The organism is Lentzea sp. DG1S-22 (genome assembly GCF_036321065.1).
Taxonomy (GTDB): Bacteria; Actinomycetota; Actinomycetes; order Mycobacteriales; family Pseudonocardiaceae; genus Lentzea; species Lentzea jiangxiensis.
The window spans coordinates 4,397,209-4,416,858 of sequence record NZ_CP143276.1 but is presented as its reverse complement, the minus strand read 5'-3'; the positions used below and the strand labels follow the sequence as shown (position 1 = coordinate 4,416,858).

Below are 19,650 nucleotides of genomic sequence, written 5' to 3'. Positions count from 1 at the left end.
GCCTTTCAGGGACCGGGGGAGATGAGGGCGTGGTTGTCCGGGGTGGCGTTCTCGCCACCCCCGCTACAGCTCTCCACGCCGTTCTCCAGCAGCGGCAGCGGAGCCCCGACCAGCCCGGCCGCGAGCGTGGAACCGTCGCTCGCGTCGATCACCAGGAAGGACCCGGTGCGCCGGCTGAAGCTGTAGTCGTCCAGCGGAACGGGCTCTGCCAGGCGCAGAACCACTCGGCCGATCTCGTTGAGCTCCAACGAGCCAGGGCTGTCCACACTGGACAGCCTCTGCTCGTCGAAGCGGTCGCGCAGGTCGGTGACCATCGCCTGCACGGTGCGCGTGCCGTGCTTGACGAGGACCCGGGCGCCGGGTCGCAGGGGCTTCTCCGCGAGCCAGCAGAGGGTGGCGTCCAGTTCGTCGGTGACGTTGGGCTCGTTGTCCGCCACCGAGATCAGGTCGCCGCGGGAGATGTCGATGTCGTCCGCCAGCAGCAGCGTCACGGACTGGCCGGCCGCCGCCTCCGCCAGTTCGCCGTCCGCCGTGTCGATCCTCGTGACCGTCGAGCGGCGGCCGGAGGGCAGCACGACGACCTCGTCGCCCGGCTTGACCGTGCCGGCCGCGATCAGACCGGCGTAGCCCCGGTAGTCGAGGTGCTCGGCCGTGCGCGGGCGGATCACGTACTGCACCGGGAAGCGGAACGGCGCGTCGTGCGGGTCGGGCTCGACCGGCACGGTCTCCAGGTGCTCCAGCAGCGTGGGGCCGGAGTACCACGGCGTGTTCGCCGACTTCTCCACGACGTTGTCGCCCGTCAGCGCCGACACCGGGATCTCGACCACCGAGTCCTCGGTGTAGCCCAAGGCCGTGGCGTGGGCGGTGAACTCCTTGGCGATGCGGGAGAACGTCACCTCGTCGTAGTCCACGAGGTCGATCTTGTTGACCGCCAGGACGAGCCGCGGCACGCCCAGCAGCGCGAGAACCGCCGCGTGCCGCCGGGTCTGCTCGATGACGCCCTTGCGCGCGTCGACGAGCAGGACCGCCAGCTGCGCGGTGGACGCGCCCGTGACGGTGTTGCGGGTGTACTGCACGTGGCCGGGGGTGTCCGCGAGCACGAACGACCGCTTGGGCGTCGCGAAGTAGCGGTACGCCACGTCGATCGTGATGCCCTGCTCGCGCTCCGAACGCAGGCCGTCGACCAGCAACGACAGGTCGGGGGTCGCCAGACCGCGGTCGGCGCTCGCGCGGTGCACGGCGTCGAGCGTGTCCGCGAGCACGGACTTGGTGTCGTAGAGCAGCCTGCCGACGAGCGTGGACTTGCCGTCGTCCACGCTGCCCGCGGTGGCCAGCCTCAACAGGTCGCTCATCTAGAAGTAGCCCTCCCGCTTGCGGTCTTCCATGGCGGCCTCGGACAACCGGTCGTCGGCCCGCGTGGCGCCGCGCTCGGTCAGCCGTGACGCGGCGACCTCGGCGATCACCGCGTGGATGTCGGCGGCGTCGGACTCGACGGCGCCCGTGCAGGAGCCGTCGCCGACCGTGCGGTAGCGAACCGTCTTGCGCACCAGCGTCTCGCCCTCGCGCGCCTTGCCCCACGGGCCCTCCGCGAGCCACATGCCGTCGCGCAGGAACACCTCGCGCTCGTGCGAGTAGTAGATGTCCGGCAGCTCGATGCCCTCGCGCTCGATGTAGTTCCACACGTCGAGCTCGGTCCAGTTGGACAGCGGGAACACGCGGACGTGCTCACCGGCGCGGTGCCGGCCGTTGTAGAGGTTCCACAGCTCGGGGCGCTGGCGCTTCGGGTCCCACTGGCCGAACGCCGTGCGCAGGCTGAAGATCCGTTCCTTGGCGCGGGCGCGTTCCTCGTCCCGGCGTCCGCCGCCGAAGACCGCGTCGAACCTGTGCTGGGTGATCGAGTCCAGCAGCGGGACGGTCTGCAACGGGTTGCGCGTGCCGTCGGGGCGCTCCTCGAGGCGGCCGTCGTCGATCCAGTCCTGGACCTTCGCGACCTCCAGGCGCAGACCGTGCTGCGCGACGACGCGGTCGCGGAACTCGATGACCTCGTCGAAGTTGTGCCCGGTGTCGACGTGCAGCAGCGGGAACGGCACCGGCGCCGGGTAGAACGCCTTGATCGCGAGGTGCAGCAGCAGCGTCGAGTCCTTGCCGGCGGAGAAGAGGATCACCGGCCGGTCGAACTCGCCCGCGACCTCGCGGAAGATGTGAATGGCCTCGGATTCGAGGCGCCCCAACGTGTCCAGCGCGAGAGTCATCCGTGCAACCCACATTCCGTCTTCGACTGACCGGCCCACCGGCCGCTGCGCGCGTCCTGGCCAGGCAACGGCTTGGCGGTGCACGGCAGACAGCCGATGGAGGGGTATCCCTCCTGCACCAACAGGTTCTCGAGGATCCCCTTCTCGCGGATGTAGGCGTTGAACTCCTCGTCGCTCCACGGCGCGATCGGGTTGATCTTCACCAGGCCGTTGCGCTCGTCCCACTGCACGATCGGCGTGTTCGCCCTGGTCGGGGCGTCGACGCGGCGCACACCGGTGACCCACGCGTCGTACTTCGCGAGCTCGCGGCGCAGCGGCACGACCTTCCGCAGGTTGCAGCACTGCGCCGGGTCCGACCGGTACAGCAGGCCGAACTCGCGTTCCTGCTCCTCCACCGACTGCTCGGCGGCGGCGTTGACGATCCGCACGTCCGGGTAGACGACACCGACGGCGTCGCGCACGCCGATGGTCTCCGGGAAGTGGTAGCCGGTTTCCAGGAACAGCACGTCGAAGTTCGGCTTCACCTGTGCTGCGAGATCGATCAGGACGGCGTCCTGCATGTTCGACGCGACGATGTAGCTGTCGCCGAACGTGCGGGCCGTCCACTCCAGGGCCTCGATCGCCGAGGCGCCGGCCAGCTCCTCCTGCGCGGCGTCGGCGACGATCTTGAGGTCTTCCTTGAGATCGCTCACTTCTTCACCTCCTGCGGCAGGTTGAGACCGACGAACGAGACCTTGAAGACGCGGCGGCACCCGGTGCACAGCCACGCGTAGCCGGGTTCCTCCTGCGGCCGGAGGTCCTCGTCACCGCAGTAGGGGCAGTAGAACGGCGTCGCGCGTTCACTCATCGCAGCGAACCCTCTTCCGCGCGGGCGACCCACTGGGCGAACCGCTCGTCGGTCTCCCGCTGGGCGACGAAGTTCCGCACCACGCGCTCGACGTACTCGGGCAGCTCGGCCGCGGTGACCTTGTGGCCGCGCAGCTTGCGGCCGAAGCCGGCGTCGAGGCCGAGGCCGCCGCCGAGGTGCACCTGGAAGCCCTCGACCTGGTTGCCCGCGTCGTCGGTGACGATCTGGCCCTTCAGCCCGATGTCCGCGGTCTGGATGCGGGCGCAGGAGTTGGGGCAGCCGTTGATGTGCACGGTGATCGGCGCCGTGACGCCGTCGACGATGTCCTTGAGGTTCGCCTCGAGCTGCGTCACGAGGTCGAGGGCGCGCGCCTTGGTCTCGACGATCGCGAGCTTGCAGAACTCGATGCCGGTGCAGGCCATGATGCCCCGGCGCCACGGCGACGGGTCGACCTGCAGGCCGAGCTTCGCGAGGTCGCTCTTGAGCGCCGGGATCTCGGCCTCGGGCACGTCCAGCACGATGATCTTCTGCTGCGGCGTGAAGCGGACGCGGTTCGAGCCCGCCCGTTCGGCGTACTTCGCGACCTCGACCAGGATCGACCCGGACACGCGGCCCGCGACGGGCGCGGCGCCGACGTAGAACAGGCCGTCCTTCTGCTTGTGCACGCCGATGTGGTCGAGCTGCTGGTCCAGCACCTCGGGCGCCGGGCCGTCGATCATCTTGCGCTTGAGGTACTCGTCCTCGACGACCTGGCGGAACTTCTCCGGGCCCCAGTCGGCGACGAGGAACTTGATGCGCGCGCGGTGGCGCAGGCGGCGGTAGCCGTAGTCGCGGAAGACGGAGATGACCGCCTCCCACACGTCCGGGACCTCGTCGAGCGGCACCCACGCGCCCAACCGCTTGCCCAGCATGGGGTTCGTGGACAGGCCGCCACCGACCCAGAGGTCGAAGCCGGGCCCGTGCTCGGGGTGGTGCACGCCGACGAACGCGATGTCGTGGATCTCGTGCGCGACGTCCTGCAGCCCGGAGATGGCGGTCTTGAACTTGCGCGGCAGGTTGGAGAAGCGCGGGTCGCCGATGTAGCGCTCGAGGATCGTGTCGATCGCCGGCTGGCCGTTGACCACCTCGTCCTGCGAGATGCCCGCGACCGGCGAGCCGAGGATGACGCGTGGGCTGTCGCCGCACGCCTCCATCGTCGTGAGGCCGACGGCTTCGAGCTTCTGCCAGATCGTGGGGACGTCCTCGATCCGGATCCAGTGGTACTGGATGTTCTGCCGGTCGGTGATGTCCGCGGTGTCGCGCGCATAGGTCTGCGAGATCTCGCCGAGGACCTCGAGCTGCCGCGTGGTCAGCGCCCCGCCGTCGCTGCGCACCCGCATCATGAAGAACTCGTCGTCCAGCTCCTCCGGCTCGAGCGTGGCGGTGCGGCCGCCGTCGATGCCGGGCTTGCGCTGGGTGTAGAGGCCGTACCAGCGGAACCGCCCGCGCAGGTCCGCCGGGTCGATGGAGTCGAAACCGCCGTGGGCGTAGATGTTCTCGATGCGGGTGCGGACGTTGAGCGGGTTGTCGTCCTTCTTGCTCCGCTCGTTGGGGTTCAGCGGCTCTCGGTAACCGAGCGCCCACTGCCCCTCGCCGCGACGCTGCTTCGCGCGCGGTGACGTCTGCGGCGGGACCATCGCCATCCTCCGGGGTTTCGAGGCGCTCGGTGCGCGTGCGAGCCCGGAGGTGCTTGTGGTGGGGGCGTCGTCAGCGCGCCGGGCGCCGACGGGAACAAATCAGCGCGCGGTCAGGCCGAACGACGGCACATCGCGCTGGAGACACGACGGAAGTCGACGTGGCGGCGGGCCACGAGGCGGACTCCAGTCGAATGCATGACCTCAGTGTGCATGCCGTCCAGAGCGTGGTCCACCGCCAACCGAATGCTGGGATTGACGAGGGGGAGTTGACATCCTAGGCTGGTTTCACTCCGTGATATCTCTGTCACCGACAGACACTTCCCCTGGTCGAACACCGCCATTAGGGGCGTGTAGGGGACACTGGGAGTCATGCCCTCCGCTTTGCCCGATGGCGAGCCCGCGCCCGCCGACGGTTCGCTCCCCCTTCTGCCGTCGCCGGTGTCGGCTCACGCCCCTTCGGCATCTACGTGCACGTGCCGTTCTGCGCGACCCGTTGCGGCTACTGCGACTTCAACACCTACACGCCCGGCGAACTCGGCACCTCCGCGTCACCCGAGTCGTGGCTGGAGGGCCTGCGCCGCGAACTGGACCTGGCCGCGTCCGTCCTCGGCACCCCCGTCCAGGCCGAGACGGTGTTCGTCGGCGGCGGCACGCCGTCGTTGCTGGGCGCCTCCGGCCTGGGCGACGTGCTCGACGCCGTGCGCCAGTCGTTCGGCCTCGCGCCCGGCGCCGAGGTGACGACGGAGTCGAACCCGGAGTCGACCTCACCTCCGTTCTTCGAGGGCATCCTCGCCTCCGGCTACACCCGTGTGTCCCTGGGAATGCAATCCGCCGCACGGCACGTGTTGCAGGTGCTGGACCGCAAACACACGCCCGGCCGTCCGGTCGATGCCGCACGCGAGGCCCGTACGGCCGGCTTCGAGCACGTGAACCTCGACCTCATCTACGGCACGCCGGGGGAGCGGCCCTCGGACCTGGCCGCCTCCCTGGACGCCGTGCTGGCCGCGGGCGTCGACCACGTGTCCGCCTACGCGTTGATCGTGGAGGACGGCACCGGCCTGGCCCGCCGCATCCGCCGCGGCGACCTGCCGATGCCGGACGACGACGTGCTCGCCTCGTCGTACGAGATGGTCGACTCGGTGCTCTCGGGCGCCGGCTTCTCCTGGTACGAGGTCTCCAACTGGGCCACCTCCGATGCCGCCCGGTGCCGGCACAACGTCCTGTACTGGAAGGGCGCCGACTGGTGGGGCTTCGGCCCCGGTGCCCACAGCCACGTCGGCGGCGTGCGCTTCTGGAACGTGAAGCACCCGGCCCGCTACTCGTCGCTACTCGCTTCGGGCGCGTCCCCGGCCGCCGGTCGCGAGGTGCTGTCCGCCGAGGACCAGCGCGTGGAACGGGTGCTGCTGGAACTGCGCCTCGCCTCCGGCCTGCCGATGGACGTGCTGGACGACGCGGGCCGCGAGGAGGCGAAGCAGGCGATCGCCGACGGCCTGCTCGAGCCGCACGACGACCGCTGCGTGCTGACGGACCGGGGCCGCCTGCTGGCCGACGCCGTCGTGCGCCGCCTGCTGCCCTGACCTCCCGGTTCAGCGAGCGCGCAGGTCGTGCTGGCTGAACACCTCGACGACGACCTGCCCGCGCTTGCGGTAGGTCGCGGTGCCCCACCACAACCCGTCCGCCCGCCGGGCCTCCTCCCAGACGACGGTGCCCTCCCACCACTCGTCCTCGCTGTGGACCAGGCACGCCCTCCCCGGTGCCGGACCGTCCTCATCAGGTGGCCGGAGCCACACCACGTTGCCCACGTTTGGACCCTAGCGAGCACCACCGACAAAAACCGGAGCCTCGATCGAGCAGGACCTCGGAGCGGGCACCGGTCACGAATCCGGCTGGGTAAACTCGGGGGTAGTGGACACGGAGGTGAACAGCGGTGAACGCCGATGAGCGTCGGTTCGAGGTGCTGCGCGCCATAGTCGCCGACTACGTGTCCAACCAGGAGCCCGTCGGGTCGAAGGCCCTGGTGGAGCGGCACAACCTGGGTGTGTCGAGCGCGACGGTGCGCAACGACATGGCGGCGCTGGAGGACGAGGGCTACATCGCCCAGCCGCACACCAGCGCCGGGCGCGTGCCCACGGACAAGGGGTACCGGCTCTTCGTCGACAAGCTGAGCGAGGTCAAGCCGCTCTCGCAGGCGGAGAAGCGGGCGATCCGCAGCTTCCTGGACGGGGCGCTCGACCTCGACGACGTGATGCGCCGCAGCGTGCGGTTGCTCGCGCAGCTCACCCGGCAGGTGGCGGTGATCCAGGTGCCGACGCTGTCCCGCGCGGCCGTGCGCCACCTGGAGGTGCTGCCGATCACGCCGTCGCGGCTGATGCTGGTGCTGATCACCGACACCGGCCGCGTCGACCAGCGGATCGTCGAGCTGGGCGATGTGATCAGCGAGGAGCACACGGCTCAGTTGCGCGGTGTGCTGAACCAGGCGATGGCGGGGCAGCGGCTGGCCGACGCCAGTGCCAAGGTCGCCGAACTGCCCGACGAGGTGCCGACGACCCTGCGCGACCCGATGCTGCGGGTGGCCACCGTGCTGATCGAGACACTGGTGGAGCACCCCGAGGAACGGCTCGTGCTCGGCGGCACCGCCAACCTCACGCGCAACATCACGGACTTCCCCGGCTCGCTCCGGCAGGTGCTGGAGGCGCTCGAGGAACAGGTCGTCGTGCTCAAGCTGCTCGCCGCGAGCCGCGATCCCGGTCGTGTGCTCGTGCGCATCGGTGAGGAGAACGAGGCGGCCGAGATGCGCAGCACCTCCGTGGTGTCCATCGGCTACGGCAGCCGCGACAACCCCCTCGGTGGCCTCGGCGTCGTCGGACCGACACGCATGGACTACCCCGGAAACATGGCGGCCGTGCGTGCGGTCGCCAACTACGTCGGTGAGATCCTGACCGGTCGTTGAACCAGGACTTTGATCTGAAAGATGAACACGAAAGCGAACAAGGTGGCCAGGGATTACTACGGCATCCTCGGTGTTTCGCAGAACGCGACACAGGATGAGATCAAGCGCGCCTATCGCAAGCTCGCGAGGCAGCTGCACCCGGACGTCAATCCCAACGAGGAGGCCCGCTTCAAGGAGGTGACGGCCGCCTACGAGGTGTTGTCGAACCCCGAGAAGCGCCGCGTCGTCGACCTGGGTGGCGACCCCCTCGACTCGGGCGGCGGTGGCCGCGCCGGCGGTGACCCGTTCTCCGGCTTCGGTCTCGGCGACATCATGGACGCGTTCTTCGGAGCGACGTCCGGTGGTGGCCGCGGGCCGCGCAGCCGCGTGCAGCCCGGTTCCGACGCGCTCATCCGGCTCGACATGACGCTGGAGGAGTGCGCGGCGGGTGCCACGCGCGAGCTGACGGTCGACACGGCGATCCTCTGCGACCGCTGCCACGGCGCGGGCACGCAGAACGACTCCAAGCCCGTCCAGTGCGACACGTGCCACGGCCGCGGCGAGGTCCAGTCGGTGCAGCGCTCGTTCCTCGGCCAGGTCGTGACGTCGCGCCCGTGCCCGGTCTGCCGCGGCTACGGCGAGGTCATCCCCGACCCGTGCCAGCAGTGCGCCGGTGACGGCCGCACGCGGTCGCGCCGCACGATCTCCGTGAACATCCCCGCCGGTGTCGCCGAGGGCATGCGCGTGCGCCTCGCGGGCCAGGGCGAGGTCGGCCCCGGCGGTGGCCCGGCCGGCGACCTCTACGTCGAGGTCGAGGAGCACCCGCACGAGATCTTCGAACGCGACGGCTCCGACCTGCACTGCGTCGTGCAGATCCCGATGACGACGGCCGCCCTGGGCGCCACGTTGCCGCTGAAGACGCTCGACGGCGAGGAAGAGCTGCAGATCGAGCCCGGCACGCAGCCGAACACGCAGCTCGTGCTCACGGGCCGCGGCATGCCGAAGCTGCGCTCCACCGGCCGCGTCGACGGTCGTGGCGACCTGCACGTGCACCTCGAGGTCGTCGTCCCGACGAAGCTCGACGCGGCGCAGGCCTCGCTGCTGCGCGATCTGGCCGAGCTGCGCGGTGAGAGCGAACCGTCGTTGTCGCACAACGGCAAGGGCGGCGGCGGGCTGTTCTCCCGCCTGCGGGCCTCACGCGGCAACCGGTGACCCTGCCGGTCTTCCTCGTCGAGGCGCTGCCGTCCGGCGAGGAGTTCGTGCTGGACGGCCCGGAAGGCCGGCACGCCGCGACGGTCAAGCGGCTGCGCGTCGGTGAGGAGCTCGTGCTGTCCGACGGCTCCGGCACGCAGGTGCGGTGCTCGGTGACGGCGGTGGACCGCGCCGAGCTGTCGCTGCGCGTGCTCGAGCGCTGGGTCGAGCCCGAACCGTCGCCGCGCGTCGTGCTCGCGCAGGCGCTGGTGAAGGGCGACCGGGGCGAGCTCGCCGTCGAACTGGCCACCGAGGCCGGTGTGGACGGTGTGGTGCCGTGGCGCGCCTCCCGGTGCATCACGAAGTGGGAGGACGGCCCGCGCGGCGCGAAGGCGCTGGGGCGCTGGCGGTCCACGGTCCGCGAGGCGGCGAAGCAGGCCCGGCGCTCGCGGGTGCCGTCGGTCGACGAGCCCGTGAGCACGACACAGCTCGCCCATCGCGTGTCGTCCTCGGCGCTGACGCTCGTGTTGCACGAAAGCGCCACCGAGCGGCTCGCCGACATCGAGCTGCCCGCGTCCGGAGACGTGCTGCTCGTCGTCGGTCCCGAGGGCGGGATCACGCAGGAGGAGCTCGACACCTTGCGATCTTCGGGTGCCCGGATCGTCCGATTGGGTCCAACCGTTCTGCGTGCATCCACCGCCGCCGCGGTTGCTCTCGGCGCGCTTGGGGTACTCACGTCCCGGTGGTGACCCCGATCACTCCGAAGATGAACACCGGATGGATTGGCTTGACGGAAGATGTAGCGATTCCCAGGCGGGTGGGGTTACCCTGGATGGCAGAGGGGCTGATTGGTCTATCCGGAAACGGAGTAGACGATTGGGCCTTCTGACAAAGGACTCGCCGGACACCTCCCCCCTCGGTCCGGCGTCGGCGCCTCGCGGCGAAGCGACCCCCAGGCTTCGGACCGCGAGGCGCCCCTTTTGTTTTCGGGGCTCGAAGACTTCGTGTGACGTGCAAGGTTGATGTGATGAGCCACCGCGTGGTGGCTCTCAGTGCAGGTCACGGGCTTGGGCAGCAGTATCTCGGACTGTGTTGCCGTCTTTGAGTTCCGGCTCCCGGATCGCGCCGCAGACCTTCACGCACGCGTGCGGGCACGCTTTCGCAGGGGTACCCCCTGACTGGGAACCCCTGCGTTTCAACGTACTCACGAGGTCCGACAAGTTCGGCGGCGCCTTTTTCCCGTACTTTCTGCGTGTGCAGAGAATTGCTTACGGTGACCACCCCAGTCAGTTCGGCGAGCTTTCCCTTCCGAACGGTGTTGCCCAGGGTGCCGTTGTCGTCATTCACGGTGGTTTTTGGCACCAGCGCTACGGCCTCGAACTCGGCCGGCCGCTCGCCGAGGTGCTCGTCGCCGACGGGTTCGCCGTCTGGAACATCGAGTACCGCCGGGTGAGCGGCGGCGGGGGATGGCCGCAGACCGGGCAGGACGTCCTCGCCGCCATCGACGCCGTCGACCTCGGGCCCGTCGTGACGCTCGGCCACAGCGCGGGCGGCCACCTCGCCGTGTGGGCGGCCAAGAACAGCGCGCGCGTGGCCGGGGCGGTCGCCCAGGCGGCGGTGCTGGACTTCACCCGCCACATCACGCCGCGGGCGCTCGAGCTGTGCACCGAGGAGCAGTTCGCCGAGGCCTCGCCGACCGCGCTGATCCCCATCGGCAAACCGGTCGTCTGCGTGCACGGCGACCGCGACGAGGACGTGCCCGTCGAGCAGTCCGCCGCGTTCTGCGCCGCCGAGCCGCAGGCCGAGCTCGTGGTCGTCGGAGGAGCCGGGCACATGGACGTGATCACGCCGGGGACCGAGGCCTGGGAGCGGTGCCGGACGGCTGTCCGCGGGCTCGCCCGCGACTGCTAGAAAAGGCCTGTGCCCAAGGTTGTCGACCACGAGCAACGCCGCCGCGAGCTCGCCGAGGCGGTGTGGCGCATCGTGCGGCGCGACGGCATCGGCCACGCCTCGGTGCGCGCCGTGGCAGTGGAGTCCGGGTGGTCGAGCGGGTCCCTGCGGCACTACTTCCCGACGCAGAACGCGTTGCTGGGGTTCGCGATGGAGCTCGCGTACCGGCGGTTCCTCGCACGGCTGGAGCGGATCGACACCACCGCCGGCCACCGCGAGGTGGTGCGGGCCCTCGCCCACGAGATGCTGGCGGTGGACGACGAACGCCGGACGGAGGCCGCGGTGCTGCTGTCGTTCCTCCCGCGGGCGATGGTCGAACCGACGTTGCACGAGCTGGAGCGCCGCGGCACACGCGAGCTGTACGACGGGATCGCACAGGTGCTCACGGCGGCGCAGGAAGCCGGTGAGCTGCGTGACGGCGTCGTGCCGATCAAGGCCGCCCGGCGCCTCGTCGCGCTGGTCGACGGCCTCAACATCCACCACGCGCTCGGGCCCGACGAGCTCACCGCCGAGGACGTGGTCGAGGCCGTCGACGAGCAGCTCGACCGCATCTTCGCCTAGCGTCGGGGCATGTCCTGTTTGTTCTGCCGCATCGTCGGCGGTGAGGTCCCCGCGACCGTCGTGCACGAGACCAAGACGACGCTCGCGTTCCGCGACATCCAGCCCAAAGCACCCGTGCACGTGCTGCTCATCCCGCGCGAGCACGTGCCGAACGCCGTCGACCTCGACGGTGACCAGCTCGGCGACCTCTTCGCCGCCGCGAAGCAGGTCGCCGAGGCCGAGGGCGTCGCCGAGTCGGGCTACCGGCTGCTGTTCAACACCGGACCGGACAGCGGGCAGGAGGTGTTCCACGCCCACCTGCACCTGCTGGGCGGCCGGCGCCTCTAACCCAGCGCCTGCAGCAGGGGAGCGCGGTAGCGGGCGCGGTCACCGGGGAGCTGCTCCGCGCCCCTGACCATCCAGGTGGCCTCGCCCCACGACTCCATCCCGTTCGCGCGGACGAATGCGATCACCTCCGGGTCGTGCACGTCGACGCGCACGCTCGGGACACCCGCGGCGCAGTCGGCGATGAGCGCGCACGTGTCCGCCGGCGTGTCCGCGATGACCGGCCCGATGAGCATCCGCTGGGTGCGGACCCGCCACGTGCCCGCGACGCCGTGGTCGGAGATCCGGATGGTGCCCATCCTCAGCAACCACTCCCACAGGTACGGCCGCGTGATGCCGGTGACCTTCGTGTCGAGCGCGACCACGTCGTCGAGGTCCGCCTCCGCGGCGAGACGCGACACACCGGCCGCCGGTCCCGTGAACGTGCCCGCGTGGATGTCGGTGAAGCCGACGGCGTGGAAGCCCAGCTGCTCGTACAGCGGACGACCCATCTCCGTCGCGAACAACGTCGAGACACCCGTGTCCAGCACGTGCGACACCAGTCGGCGGGCGTGCCCCTGCCGCGCCGCGCGTTCGTCGACCAGCACCATGCTGATCGACGCCAGCTCCGGGTAGTGCGTCACGATCGTCGTACCGACGAGACCCTGCTCGTCGAACAGCCCCCAGCCCTCGCCGTGCGCGAGCAGGAACTCCCACTTGCTCTCCTCGCGCGGCCACGACCGGCTCTCGGCCAGGTCGGAGCACGCGCTGATGTCGTCCTTCGTCAGTCTGCGCAGTTCCACAGGTCCCCCGGGGTCATCCGAGCGCGTGTGAGGCGGGCGCGAAGTAGCGCGCGCGGTCACCCGGCACGTTCGCGGCGCCGTGCACCATCAGCGTGCAGCCGCCCTCGATCTTGCCGAAGCCGTTCCCCAGCAGGAACGCGGCCACGTCGGCGCTGCCGGTGTCCACCCGGACGTCGCCACGACCGGCCGTCACGTCCGCGAGCAACTCGCAGGCGGCCGCGGCGTCCGGCGCGATCAGCGGCCCGATCGTGACGCCGGTGGGGTTCGGCCTGGTGGCGACCACGGCGGAGTCCGACACCAGCACGTCGTACGGCGACGACGGGTCGAGCAGCCGGTCCCAGAGCGCGGGCCGCGTGTACCCGCTGACCTCGCGGTCGAGCCCGGCGAGGACCGGGACGTCCGAGGGCGTGCCCGGCCGCGACACGCCGGGAGCGGAACCGGTGAACACGCCGTGGTAGGAGACCGATGCCCCGACCGGGTGAAAGCCGAGCCGGGCGTACAACGGTTCCCCCGTCGCCGTCGCGTACAGAACCGACGGACTGACCTCCAGCGTCCTCGCCATCAGCCGCGTGCCGATGCCCCGGCGCTCCGCCCAGGACGCCACCAGAACGCCGCTGATCGCCTGCATCTCGGGATAAGGCGTCGTCAACGCCGTGCCGAGCAGCCCGGACGAGTCGAAGGCGCCGTAGCCGGGCCCGAGGGCGAGCATCATCTCCCACTGCGCGGGCGTCCAGGTCCAGCCGCGGTCCGTGATGAGCTTCATGCACTCGGGTACGTCGTCAACGCCAAGCCTGCGAATCTCCACGGTCGATGAGCACACACGGTGAGCAAAGCGGTAGCCACCCATTTTCGGCCGGACTAGCATCGACGCCACCAGATCCGAGCGACAGGAAGCAGGCCGGGGCCACGTGGCCGAAGAAACACAGCAGAGCAACAAGGAAGGTCAGTCCCGGTTCGCCGTGCCGGAAGGTGCGGTGCTCACGCTGCTCGGGTCGCGCGACGAGAACCTCCGGCTCGCGGAGGAACTGCTCGACGCCGACGTGCACGTGCGCGGGAACGAGATCACCTTGTCCGGCGACCCCGCCGACGTGGCCTTCGCCGAACGCGTCTTCTCCGAGCTCATCACCCTCGCGAGCCGCGGCCAGGTGATCGACCAGAACGCCGTCCGCCGCATCGTCGCGATGCTGAGCGAGACCGACGTCGAGTCGCCCGCGGAGGTCCTGAGCCTCGACATCGTGAGCCGCCGAGGCCGCACGATCAGGCCGAAGACGCTGAACCAGAAGCACTACGTCGACGCCATCGACAAGAACACGATCGTGTTCGGCATCGGTCCCGCCGGCACCGGCAAGACCTACCTCGCCATGGCCAAGGCCGTGCAGGCGCTGCAGTCCAAGCAGGTCAACCGCATCATCCTCACCCGTCCGGCCGTCGAGGCGGGCGAGCGGCTGGGCTACCTGCCCGGCACGCTCTACGAGAAGATCGACCCGTACCTGCGCCCGCTGTACGACGCGCTGCACGACATGGTCGACCCGGAGTCGATCCCGCGCCTCACGCAGGCGGGGACGATCGAGGTGGCGCCCCTGGCGTTCATGCGCGGCCGGTCGTTGAACGACGCGTTCATCATCCTCGACGAGGCGCAGAACACCACGCCCGAGCAGATGAAGATGTTCCTCACCCGGCTGGGCTTCGGCTCCAAGATGGTGGTGACGGGCGACACGACCCAGGTCGACCTCCCGGGCGGCCAGCGCAGCGGCCTGCGGGTCGTGCGGGACATCCTCGACGGCGTCGAGGACGTGCACTTCTCGGAGCTGACCAGCCAGGACGTGGTGCGCCACCGCCTGGTCGGCGACATCGTCGACGCGTACGACAAGTGGCATGTCCAGCAGGACGCGATCGACCAGAACACGCAGCACCACGGACCCGGTGCAAGGCGGGGGAACCAGCGGCGGGGACGATAGGCGCCGTGAGCATCGAGATCGCCAACGAGTCGGGTGTCGGGGTCGACGAGGGTTCCATCGTCTCCGCCGCCCGCTTCGCGCTGGACCGCATGGGCGTGAGCCCGCTGGCCGAGCTGTCCGTCCTCCTCGTCGAGCTGGACGTGATGGCGGACCTGCACGAGCGCTGGATGGACCTGCCGGGTCCGACGGACGTCATGGCCTTCCCCATGGACGAGCTGGACTCCGCGCGCCGGCCCGACGCCGCGGGGCTCGGTCCCGCGCTGCTCGGGGACATCGTGCTGTGCCCCGCGTTCGCCAAGGACCAGGCCAAGAAGGCCGGTCACAGCCTGCTGGACGAGCTGCACCTGCTGACGGTGCACGGCGTGCTGCACCTGCTCGGCTACGACCACGCCGAGCCCGCTGAGGAACGCGAGATGTTCACCCTGCAGAACCGCATCCTCGCGGACTTCCGCACCGCGCGTGACGAGGCCCAGCGGGCCGCGCACCAGCGCAGCGCCGACGACAAGGTGCTCGGCGCGGTCGGGCTCGACGAGAAGAACGAAGAAGTCTGAAGTCCCCCTAGAGAAACTGGATCATGAGCGCGAACCCTGCCAGTGTGATCGTGCTGGCCGTTGTGCTCGTTCTGGCCGCCGGTCTGTTCGCGTGTGTGGATGCCGCTCTCGGCACCGTGTCACGTGCACGGGTGGAGTCCTTGCAACGGCAGGGGCGCTGGGGTACCGGGCAGTTGCTGCACGTGCTCAACGACCGGCCGCGGCACGTCAACCTGTTGCTGCTGCTGCGCCTGGCGTGCGAGATGTCAGCGGCCGTGCTGGTCACGACGGTGTTCCTCGACTACGTCGCCGAGGATGGGCTCGCTGTCCTGTACTCGTGCCTGAGCATGCTCATCGTGTCGTACGTGCTCGTCGGCGTCGGACCGCGCACCCTCGGCCGCCAGCACCCGTATGCGGTATCGCTCCTCGCCGCGGGCACCGTCCGGCAGCTCGGCCGGGTCCTCGGGCCGCTGTCGAAGTTGCTGATCCTGATCGGCAACGCGATCACGCCCGGCAAGGGCTTCCGCGAGGGCCCGTTCAGCTCCGAGGTGGAGCTGCGCGAGCTCGTCGACATGGCGCAGGAGCGCGGTGTCGTCGACGAGGGCGAGCGCGAGATGATCCACTCGGTGTTCGAGCTGGGGGACACCATCGCGCGCGAGATCATGGTGCCGCGCACGGAGATCGTGTGGATCGAGCAGGCCAAGTCGGTGCGGCAGGCGCTCGCGCTGTCGTTGCGCACCGGCTACACGCGCCTGCCGGTGATCGGCGAGAGCGTCGACGACGTGCTCGGTGTGGTGAACCTCAAGGACCTGATGCGGGCGACGCTGGCCGACGGCGAGGACCCGAAGACCGTGGCGGAGCTGATGCGCCCGACGAGCTTCATCCCGGACTCGAAGCCGATCGCGGACCTGCTGCGCGAGATGCAGGTCTCCCGCAAGCACATGGCGATCGTCGTCGACGAGTACGGCGGCACCGCGGGCCTGCTGACCATCGAGGACATCCTCGAGGAGATCGTCGGCGAGATCACCGACGAGTCCGACACCGACGACCGGCCGCCGGTCGAGCACCTGGAGGACGGCGCGGTGCGGGTCAGCGCGCGCCTGCCGGTGGACGACCTGGACGCGCTGTTCGGCACCGAGCTCGACGACCACGAGGTCGAGACCGTGGGTGGCCTGCTCGCGCAGCGGCTCGGGCGCGTGCCGCTGCCCGGCACCGAGGCGGAGATCGCGGGTCTGCGCATGCGGGCGGAGGGCGGCAAGGACGTGCGCGGCCGCATCCGCGTCACCACTGTGCTCGTGCGTCCCGTGCAGAAGGAGACAGAAGAAGATGACTGACATCGATCCCGAGGACGCCAAGCTCGTCACGCTCGCGCGCTCGGTCCGTGCGCGCAACGGCGCGGCGGAGGGCGCGGCGGTGCGCGACCTCGACGGCCGCACGTACAACGCGTCCACGGTCTCGTTGCCGTCGTTGAAGCTGACGGCGCTGCAGGCCGCGGTCGCCGCGGCGGTGTCGAGCGGTGCCGAGGGCTTGGAGGCGGCCGTCGTGGTGACCGAGGACACGGCGGTGGACGCGGAGTCGCTGGCGGCGGTCCGCGACCTCACGCCGACCGGTCCGGTGTTCCTCGCGAACACCTCCGGTGAGGTGCGCGAGCAGGTCTGAGGGTCAGCGCACGGCCCGAAGCGGGTAGAGGGACAATGGACCGATGGATGGTTACCGCTCCGGGTTCGCGTGCTTCGTCGGCCGCCCGAACGCAGGGAAGTCGACGCTGACGAACGCGCTGGTGGGCACGAAGGTCGCCATCACGTCCAGCAAGCCGCAGACGACCCGCCACACGATCCGCGGCATCGTGCACCGCGAGGACGGTCAGCTCGTCCTCGTCGACACGCCGGGTCTGCACCGGCCGCGCACGCTGCTCGGCCAGCGCCTGAACGACCTGGTGCGCGAGACGTGGTCGGAGGTCGACGTGGTCGGCTTCTGCGTGCCCGCGGACCAGAAGGTCGGTCCCGGTGACAAGTTCATCGCCGCCGAGCTGGAGAAGGTCGCCAAGCGCACGCCCGTCGTCGGCATCGTGACGAAGACGGACCTGGTGTCGCAGCAGCAGGTGATGGAGCAGCTGCTCGCGCTGCAGAAGGTCATGGAGTTCGCCGAGATCATCCCGGTCTCGGCGGTGGACGGCTTCCAGGTCGACAAGCTGGGCGACCTGCTGCTGGGCAAGCTGCCGGAGGGCCCCCAGCTGTTCCCGGACGGCGACCTGACCGACGAGCCGGAGCAGACGCTGGTGGCCGAGCTCATCCGCGAGGCCGCGCTGGAGGGCGTGCGCGACGAGCTGCCGCACTCCATCGCCGTGGTGGTGGAGGAGATGCAGCCGCGCGAGGGCCGGAACGACCTGATCGACATCCACGCGTTCGTGTTCGTGGAGAGGCCGTCGCAGAAGGCGATCATCCTGGGGCACCGGGGTGAGCGGCTCAAGCAGGTCGGCACGGCGGCGCGCAAGCAGATCGAGCGGCTGCTGGGCAGCCGGGTGTACCTGGACCTGCACATCAAGATCGCCAAGGACTGGCAGCGCGACCCGAAGCAGCTGCGCCGCCTGGGCTTCTAGGCTGCGGGGCTGCAGATGGCGAACCTGTACCGCGACACCGGCGTCGTGCTCCGCGTGCAGAAGCTCGGTGAAGCGGACCGGATCATCACCTTCCTGACCCAGCGCCACGGCAAGCTCCGCGCCGTGGCCAAGGGCGTGCGCAAGACGTCGTCGAAGTTCGGTGCGCGGCTGGAGCCGTTCTGCCACGTCGACGTGCAGTTCCACCCCGGCCGGACGCTCGACATCATCACGCAGGTGCAGACGCTGGACGCGTTCGGCGTGGGGATCGTCAACGACTACCAGCGCTACACGGCCGCGTGCGCGATCGTCGAGACCGCGGACCGCCTGACCGCCGAAGAGGGCGAACCGGTGCTGCGGCTCTACATGCTGGTTGTGGGGGCCCTCCGGGCGCTGGCGGGTGTTGAGCGGGACCCGTCGTTGTTGCTGGACGCGTTCCTGATGCGTGCGATGGCGTTCGCGGGCTGGGCGCCCGCTGTGAACGAGTGCGCGAAGTGCGGCGATCCCGGTCCGCACCGGGCGTTCAGCATCCAGGCCGGGGGCTCGTGCTGCCCGAACTGCCGTCCCGCTGGGTCGTCGTCGCCGTCGCAGGACACGCTGACGTTGCTGTCGGCGTTGCTGCACGGGCAGTGGACCGTGGTGGACGAGATCCCGCACATCGCCCGCCGTGACGCGAGTGGGCTGGTCGCGGCCCATCTGCAGTGGCACCTCGAACGGCAGCTGCGTTCGTTGCCGCTGGTCGAGCGGAGGGCACAGCCGGCGGACGGCTAGGGTGGCGCGAGTCGACAACGGTTTTCGGTCGAAAGGATGCCTGGTCCAATGCTGCGTCGCCGCCGCTCCGAGCGTGAGAAGCGCGTCCCGCGCCCGCCGGAGCCGCACCCGTCCGGAGCGACGCCCCCGGACATCCCCGCCGACCTGGTGCCCCAGCACATCGCGATCGTGATGGACGGCAACGGCCGCTGGGCGAACCAGCGCGGCCTGTCGCGGGTCGAGGGCCACAAGCGCGGTGAGCAGGTCGTGCTCGACGTCGCCAAGGGCTCCATCGAGCTGGGCGTGAAGTGGCTGTCCCTCTACGCCTTCTCCACGGAGAACTGGAAGCGCAGCCCCGAGGAGGTGCGCTTCCTCATGAACTTCAACCGCGACGTGATCGCGCGCCGCACCGACGAGCTGGACGAGATGGGGGTGCGCATCCACTGGGCCGGCCGTGCGCCGCGCCTGTGGGGCAGCGTCATCAAGCAGCTGCAGGAGGCCGAGGTCCGCACGGCCGAGAACGACGTGCTCAACCTCGTGATGTGCGTGAACTACGGCGGCCGCGCGGAGATCGGTGACGCCGCCCGCGAGGTGGCGCGCCTGGTCGCCGCCGGGAAGCTCAACCCGGACAAGGTCGACGAGCGCACCCTCGCCAAGCACCTCTACCAGCCGGAGATGCCGGACGTCGACCTGTTCATCAGGCCGTCGGGCGAGCAGCGCATCTCGAACTTCCTGCTGTGGCAGTCCGCGTACGCCGAGATGGTGTTCCAGGACATCCTGTGGCCGGACTTCGACCGCCGCGACCTGTGGCGCGCCTGCGAGAAGTTCGCGGGTCGCGACCGGCGCTTCGGCGGTGCCGTCGACAAGCCGGGCGAGGAGGTGGTGTCGTCGTGAACGCGAGCGGTGAGGCCCTGGAGGCCGCGCGCAAGGCGCTGGAGCTGTTCCACGACGTGTCCGTGGACGACGACGGCGCGTTGAGCTTCCGCCACGGTGACGTGCCGTGCGCGGTGCAGGGCATGGAGCTGGCCGAGGGCCTGACGGTGCTCTCGCTGACGGTCGTCGTCGCGTGGGACCTGCCGGCCGAAGCGGCCGCGTGGGTTGCCGAACGCGCCGGTCAGGGTCTGTTCGGCACGCTCGGCGTGATCCACTCCGAGCGTGGCGCGGACGTCATGCTGCGCTACGCGTTCCCGGCGGACGGCCTCAAGCCGGAGCCGCTGAGCACGCTGCTCATGCTGGTCGTGTCGACCGCGTCGCAGGTGCGCGGCGAGCTCCTCTCCCGGTTTTCTTGAGAAAGGACCCTTCCA

At 70.1% G+C, this 19,650-nt stretch carries 23 protein-coding genes; 15 read left to right on the top strand and 8 right to left on the bottom strand.

The window, feature by feature from the left end; translation table 11 throughout:
* Positions 1-5: 5 nt before the first annotated feature.
* The 5 genes from V1227_RS20115 to V1227_RS20095 are packed head-to-tail and all read right to left on the bottom strand — an operon-like array spanning position 6 to position 4,775.
* Positions 6-1,352, bottom strand: a complete 1,347-nt coding sequence (locus V1227_RS20115; RefSeq protein WP_329787148.1) for a sulfate adenylyltransferase subunit 1 — start codon at positions 1,350-1,352, stop codon at positions 6-8.
* On the bottom strand, positions 1,353-2,252 hold the full coding sequence (cysD, locus tag V1227_RS20110) for a sulfate adenylyltransferase subunit CysD (protein ID WP_329787147.1): 900 nt from the start codon (positions 2,250-2,252) through the stop codon (positions 1,353-1,355). It lies immediately after the preceding gene.
* Positions 2,249-2,944, bottom strand: a complete 696-nt coding sequence (locus tag V1227_RS20105; RefSeq protein WP_329787146.1) for a phosphoadenylyl-sulfate reductase — start codon at positions 2,942-2,944, stop codon at positions 2,249-2,251. Before V1227_RS20105 ends, cysD begins: the two co-directional genes overlap by 4 nt.
* Positions 2,941-3,099 (bottom strand): Insertion element protein, encoded by a 159-nt coding sequence (locus tag V1227_RS20100; protein WP_236223720.1) that lies wholly within the window; start codon positions 3,097-3,099, stop codon positions 2,941-2,943. Before V1227_RS20100 ends, V1227_RS20105 begins: the two co-directional genes overlap by 4 nt.
* A complete protein-coding gene (locus tag V1227_RS20095; protein WP_329787145.1) occupies positions 3,096-4,775 on the bottom strand; it encodes a nitrite/sulfite reductase in 1,680 nt (559 codons plus the stop codon). Before V1227_RS20095 ends, V1227_RS20100 begins: the two co-directional genes overlap by 4 nt.
* 461 nt (positions 4,776-5,236) lie before the next feature.
* On the opposite strand from V1227_RS20095, the gene hemW reads away from it, so the two are divergent.
* Complete coding sequence (hemW, locus tag V1227_RS20090; protein ID WP_442916544.1) at positions 5,237-6,352, top strand: radical SAM family heme chaperone HemW; 1,116 nt, start codon at positions 5,237-5,239, stop codon at positions 6,350-6,352.
* A gap of 9 nt (positions 6,353-6,361) precedes the next feature.
* Here hemW and V1227_RS20085 read toward each other — a convergent pair whose 3' ends face one another.
* Complete coding sequence (locus V1227_RS20085) at positions 6,362-6,577, bottom strand: hypothetical protein (RefSeq protein ID WP_090100454.1); 216 nt, start codon at positions 6,575-6,577, stop codon at positions 6,362-6,364.
* A gap of 125 nt (positions 6,578-6,702) precedes the next feature.
* Here V1227_RS20085 and hrcA point away from each other — a divergent pair, with 125 nt between their 5' ends.
* The 6 genes from hrcA (at position 6,703) to V1227_RS20055 (ending at position 11,733) form a co-directional block, all read left to right on the top strand.
* Complete coding sequence (gene hrcA, locus V1227_RS20080) at positions 6,703-7,725, top strand: heat-inducible transcriptional repressor HrcA (protein ID WP_329787143.1); 1,023 nt, start codon at positions 6,703-6,705, stop codon at positions 7,723-7,725.
* 42 nt (positions 7,726-7,767) lie between these two features.
* Positions 7,768-8,916: a molecular chaperone DnaJ gene (gene dnaJ, locus V1227_RS20075; RefSeq protein ID WP_329794066.1), complete on the top strand. Its 1,149-nt coding sequence runs from the start codon at positions 7,768-7,770 to the stop codon at positions 8,914-8,916.
* Positions 8,913-9,644, top strand: a complete 732-nt coding sequence (locus tag V1227_RS20070) for a 16S rRNA (uracil(1498)-N(3))-methyltransferase (RefSeq protein ID WP_329787142.1) — start codon at positions 8,913-8,915, stop codon at positions 9,642-9,644. The genes dnaJ and V1227_RS20070 overlap by 4 nt, the downstream gene beginning before the upstream one ends.
* A gap of 505 nt (positions 9,645-10,149) precedes the next feature.
* Positions 10,150-10,806: an alpha/beta hydrolase family protein gene (locus V1227_RS20065; protein ID WP_329787141.1), complete on the top strand. Its 657-nt coding sequence runs from the start codon at positions 10,150-10,152 to the stop codon at positions 10,804-10,806.
* Positions 10,807-10,815: 9 nt separating this feature from the next.
* The gene (locus V1227_RS20060) at positions 10,816-11,406 is read left to right on the top strand and encodes a TetR/AcrR family transcriptional regulator (RefSeq protein WP_329787140.1); all 591 of its coding nucleotides are present in this window, start codon (positions 10,816-10,818) and stop codon (positions 11,404-11,406) included.
* Between the two features lie 9 nt (positions 11,407-11,415).
* Positions 11,416-11,733, top strand: a complete 318-nt coding sequence (locus tag V1227_RS20055; protein ID WP_329787139.1) for a histidine triad nucleotide-binding protein — start codon at positions 11,416-11,418, stop codon at positions 11,731-11,733.
* Here the strand turns inward: V1227_RS20055 and V1227_RS20050 are convergent.
* Positions 11,730-12,512, bottom strand: a complete 783-nt coding sequence (locus tag V1227_RS20050) for a GNAT family N-acetyltransferase (RefSeq protein WP_329787138.1) — start codon at positions 12,510-12,512, stop codon at positions 11,730-11,732. The genes V1227_RS20055 and V1227_RS20050 overlap by 4 nt on opposite strands.
* Positions 12,513-12,525: 13 nt before the next feature.
* Positions 12,526-13,275 (bottom strand): GNAT family N-acetyltransferase, encoded by a 750-nt coding sequence (locus tag V1227_RS20045; protein ID WP_329787137.1) that lies wholly within the window; start codon positions 13,273-13,275, stop codon positions 12,526-12,528.
* A 145-nt stretch (positions 13,276-13,420) separates the two neighbouring features.
* Between V1227_RS20045 and V1227_RS20040 the strand changes: the two genes are divergently transcribed.
* Genes V1227_RS20040 through V1227_RS20005 form a run of 8 tightly spaced genes read left to right on the top strand, consistent with a single transcriptional unit; the run spans position 13,421 to position 19,635 of the window.
* The gene (locus tag V1227_RS20040) at positions 13,421-14,470 is read left to right on the top strand and encodes a PhoH family protein (protein ID WP_329787136.1); all 1,050 of its coding nucleotides are present in this window, start codon (positions 13,421-13,423) and stop codon (positions 14,468-14,470) included.
* 5 nt (positions 14,471-14,475) lie between these two features.
* Positions 14,476-15,021, top strand: coding sequence for an rRNA maturation RNase YbeY (ybeY, locus tag V1227_RS20035; protein WP_090100474.1), 546 nt, complete (start codon positions 14,476-14,478; stop codon positions 15,019-15,021).
* A 23-nt stretch (positions 15,022-15,044) separates the two neighbouring features.
* A complete protein-coding gene (locus V1227_RS20030) occupies positions 15,045-16,334 on the top strand; it encodes a hemolysin family protein (protein WP_236223707.1) in 1,290 nt (429 codons plus the stop codon).
* Positions 16,327-16,659 carry a cytidine deaminase gene (locus V1227_RS20025; protein WP_329787135.1) on the top strand — a complete coding sequence of 111 codons (333 nt, stop codon included), beginning with the start codon at positions 16,327-16,329 and terminating at the stop codon, positions 16,657-16,659. The genes V1227_RS20030 and V1227_RS20025 overlap by 8 nt, the downstream gene beginning before the upstream one ends.
* Positions 16,660-16,702: 43 nt before the next feature.
* Positions 16,703-17,599, top strand: coding sequence for a GTPase Era (gene era, locus V1227_RS20020; RefSeq protein WP_329787134.1), 897 nt, complete (start codon positions 16,703-16,705; stop codon positions 17,597-17,599).
* 15 nt (positions 17,600-17,614) lie between these two features.
* Entirely contained in the window at positions 17,615-18,367 is a 753-nt protein-coding gene (gene recO / locus V1227_RS20015) for a DNA repair protein RecO (RefSeq protein WP_329787133.1), read from the top strand.
* A gap of 48 nt (positions 18,368-18,415) precedes the next feature.
* A complete protein-coding gene (locus tag V1227_RS20010) occupies positions 18,416-19,240 on the top strand; it encodes an isoprenyl transferase (RefSeq protein ID WP_329787132.1) in 825 nt (274 codons plus the stop codon).
* Positions 19,237-19,635, top strand: coding sequence for a YbjN domain-containing protein (locus tag V1227_RS20005; RefSeq protein ID WP_329787131.1), 399 nt, complete (start codon positions 19,237-19,239; stop codon positions 19,633-19,635). The genes V1227_RS20010 and V1227_RS20005 overlap by 4 nt, the downstream gene beginning before the upstream one ends.
* Positions 19,636-19,650 lie beyond the last annotated feature (15 nt).